Annotated in this window: 3 protein-coding genes; 1 reads left to right on the forward strand and 2 read right to left on the reverse strand. The window is 36.2% G+C overall.

All coding sequences use genetic code 11. The annotated features are described in order from the left end of the window. Positions 1 to 114: 114 nt before the first annotated feature. A complete protein-coding gene (sucD, locus tag E1140_RS06650; RefSeq protein ID WP_155180650.1) occupies positions 115 to 990 on the reverse strand; it encodes a succinate--CoA ligase subunit alpha in 876 nt (291 codons plus the stop codon). A gap of 299 nt (positions 991 to 1289) precedes the next feature. Between sucD and E1140_RS06655 the strand changes: the two genes are divergently transcribed. Continuing rightward, a complete protein-coding gene (locus E1140_RS06655; protein WP_155180653.1) occupies positions 1290 to 1601 on the forward strand; it encodes a hypothetical protein in 312 nt (103 codons plus the stop codon). Positions 1602 to 1661: 60 nt separating this feature from the next. Here E1140_RS06655 and E1140_RS06660 read toward each other — a convergent pair whose 3' ends face one another. Next, positions 1662 to 4034 (reverse strand): ABC transporter permease, encoded by a 2373-nt coding sequence (locus E1140_RS06660; RefSeq protein ID WP_155180656.1) that lies wholly within the window; start codon positions 4032 to 4034, stop codon positions 1662 to 1664. Positions 4035 to 4107: the final 73 nt, after the last annotated feature.

Raw genomic sequence — 4107 nt, forward strand, 5'->3', positions numbered from 1 at the left:
AAAATTTAGAAATATATAAATACCCACTTTAAGGTATTTGTAGAACAACCCCACAAAAACAAAAAAGGCAGATTCAATTGAATCCGCCTTTTTTGTTTGACAATAATACCAGCTTTATTTTCCCAAAGCCTTCAACATAGTGTCACCAATATCTGCAGGAGATGCAACAACGTGCAGCCCACATTCTTTCATAATTTTCATTTTAGCCTCTGCTGTATCATCAGCTCCACCAATGATAGCTCCTGCGTGTCCCATTCTCTTACCTTTAGGTGCAGTCTGTCCTGCTATAAATCCAACAACAGGTTTTGGATTGCCCTGAGCTTTGATCCAACGAGCAGCTTCAGCCTCATAGTTACCACCAATCTCTCCTATCATTACGATAGCCTCAGTATCAGGGTCATTCATAAGCATTTCAACAGCCTGTTTTGTAGATGTTCCAATAATAGGATCACCACCAATACCAATGGCCGTAGAGATTCCTAAACCAGCTTTCACCACCTGATCAGCAGCTTCATAAGTTAAAGTACCTGATTTAGATACAATACCAATCTTACCTTGCTTGAAAACAAAACCTGGCATGATACCAACTTTTGCCTCGCCTGGTGTAATTACTCCCGGACAGTTAGGCCCAACAAGCACTACATCTCTACCTTTAAGGTAGTTTTTGGCTGTTACCATGTCCTTAACAGGGATACCCTCAGTAATAGCGATGATAACTTTAATACCAGCATCGGCAGCTTCCATAATTGCATCGGCAGCAAACGCTGGTGGCACAAAAATGATAGACACATTAGCTCCTGCCTGATCAACAGCCTCCTTTACAGTATTAAATACAGGTTTATCAAGATGTGTCTGACCTCCCTTACCAGGAGTAACACCACCTACCACATTTGTTCCATATTCGATCATTTGACCTGCATGGAAAGTACCTTCTGAGCCTGTGAAACCCTGTACTATAACCTTCGAATCTTTATTGACTAAAACGCTCATGTATCGCTTGGATTAAAATTTGCACAAAAATAAAATTTTATGTCGCATAAGCAAAGGTAATGAGCAGTCAATGCCCGCAGCTATGCTAAAAAAAATATGCTGTTTCATGTAACCTTTTTATTAGTACCAGACCGACCATGTGTGTCCGGTTCTGTTACAAACTTCAAATCCTATATTTTATTATATTATTGATTATCAATAAGTTAACATCTTGGCACACCTATTGTAAAATAGTTTACAGGTCAAAATTAGTCTCCCGATAAAGTTCGGGAGGCACTCAAAATAAAACAACAACAATCATGAGCGGTCAACTCAAAAAGTTCAGTATGCTGTTCGTCTTAGCAGCTTTAGGCTCATTACCAACGTTTGGTAATGACACAGATAAAAAAGAAGACAATCAACAACAAATCGAAACTCTCGATCCGTTTTATCATTCTGATAACCCTAGCGAACCACAGATTTTAGAATTCTACGACCTCAAAGATGAGCTCGTATACAAAGTAACTATTACTAAAGATGATGAGCCAAATGCAGATTTGGCAAAATATCTGAACGAAAGTGATTTTCTCGTTCAGAACTTAAAGACTTCATATTTCCGATTAAACAATTAGTTTTTTCAAGTTTAGGTTGAATAAGGGGAAATGAAAGTTTCCCCTTTTCTTTTGTCTAGACTATTCGCTTCTTAAGACTGTGGTCGGGTTAGTCATTGCAGTTTTAAATGACTGAGTACCAACAGTAAGCAAAGCAACTAACGAAGTTACCCCTACTACTATAATAAACAGACTTGATCCTATCACTATATGAAATTCGAAATTGTTTAGCCAATTATTCAATAACAGGTATGCTATTGGACAAGCTATCAGGTTTGCGATGGTCACCAATACTATGAATTTCTTAGTTACCAGTTGAGTTACATTAGCTATTGAAGCTCCTAGAACTTTTCTAATTGCAATTTCCTTTAATTGGGCCTTTAAGGTTAGGTCAACAATCGAAAACATTCCCATAACTGCAATGAACATGGCCAGTGCAGTTAGGTACAATAAGATTTTAGAAAGTTTTGTCTCCTCATTATGCAAGTCGTTAAAGGTTTGATCTAAAAATGAATACTCAAGTGGACTATTGGAGTATTTACTCCAAATTGCACTCACAGATTCTAAAGTAGATGTTATGTTTTCAGAGGAAATCTTAACATTTAAATATGGCATGGAGCCTTCTCTGTATAAAAATGCAAACGGCTTTATTGCCGATTTAAAGTCTGTAAAATGAAAATCTTTAACTACACCCACAACACGGCCATAAACAATCGAGTCATTATTGCTTGTAATTGGAATGTCTTTACCAACATCCTCATTAGTAATACCAAGTTGAGATAGAGCAGTTTGGTTGATTATCAAATTAAAGCCTGATGCATCATTTTCATTTCCATCAATAAAATTTCTACCAGAAACAAACTCTACACCTAGTGTTTCCAAAAAACTTGGTTCTATTGCAATGTAATTCATCAAAAACCCATCTGGATAACCTACAGTGGTCGTCCAGTTTAGACCTCCAATGACACCACTTGATACACCGGCAGAGTTTACTGAAGAAAGTTGTTCTATTTCATTTTTAAGCACTTTATAATCTCTGAGGTTATTAACGTTCTCAATTACCAAGACCTGCTCAGGATCAAAACCTTTATTTTTGCTTTGAATAAACCCAAGTTGGTTGTAAACTACAATCGTTCCAAATATCATAAGTGCCGAAATTGAGAACTGAATAATTAACAAAACTTCTCTAAGCCCTAAAAATGATTTTTTTCGATTACCAGCTGCACCTTTAACAGCTGCAGCAATTTTGTAGGAAGAAAGATAAAAAGCTGGATAAATTCCAGAAATAACACCAACTGCGAGAACCACAACACTGATCCAAGACATTATTATCAAGTTATTAGCATCGAATATGTTGATTTCGTAACCAATCAAATCAGTAAGATTCATGAATAAGAATTGAGAGAAAATTACGGCTAGCAGCATTGATATTGTAACCACCAATATCGTCTCAATCAAAAACTGAGACACGAGTGATTTTTTAACAGCTCCAAACGCCTTGCGCACTCCTACTTCTTTAAATCTTTTAACCGACTCCGCTATGGTTAAATTAATATAGTTCAGGCAAGAAAGAACAAGAACGAATAGAGCTAAAGCTGAAAAAATATAGATATTGGCAATGTCCCCATTTGTGTCAAGCTCCCATTTGAGATGAGACTTTAAGTGAATGTCCTTTAGGGCTTGCAGGTATATAATATTATAAAATTCAGCCTCATCAAGATGGCTCTCAAAAAATGGCTGTAGTTTAGCTTCAAAATTGGCTAAATCGATACCTTTTGACAATTTAATGTATGTGTAATAATTATACCAGCCCCAGTTCTCTTCAAGATTTTCAAATGGTATTTTTATTAAAAAATCGAACTTGAAATGAGAATTTTGAGGAACATTTTCTAATACTCCACTCACAAGATAGCTCTTATTTTCTTCACCAAATAGTATGATCTCTTTTCCCAGAACATCTAGTTCTCCAAAGTATTTATAAGCTATGTCTTTTGTTATCACAATGCTATTACCATCATTCAAGGCCGTTTGAGAGTCTCCATAAATCATGGAAAAATCAAATATTTCAAAGAAATTAGAGTCTGTCCTTATCACATCTTTTTCAAAAAATTGATTCTCATCCGAGGTGCCTAATAAGAACTTTCTCCCCCAACCAGGAAAAAGCCTTACAGCTGATGTAACTTCAGGAAAATCACTTTTTAATGCAGGTGCGAGTGCCGGAGGTGAAGTGGCATCAGGCAACCTGTTTCCTTCAGAATCCATAAAGTCTATTGGCACCCTATAAATACGCTCATAGTCTGAGTGAAATTGATCATAACTTAATTGATCTGTAAGGTAAATTGTGATAAAAATGAACGAGGCAATACCAATACTAAGACTGGCAATATTCATGGTCGTTGTCCTTTTATTTTTCAGAATATTACGCCATGCGAATTTGAAGTAGAACTTATACATATATCTTGAGTTTAAATTGTTGTTCTTTTTAAATGCAAAGGGCCTCAGGAAGTGTATAATATGATACCAATAA

This window comes from Fulvivirga lutimaris, from assembly GCF_009711525.1.
Classification (GTDB): domain Bacteria; phylum Bacteroidota; class Bacteroidia; order Cytophagales; family Cyclobacteriaceae; genus Fulvivirga; species Fulvivirga lutimaris.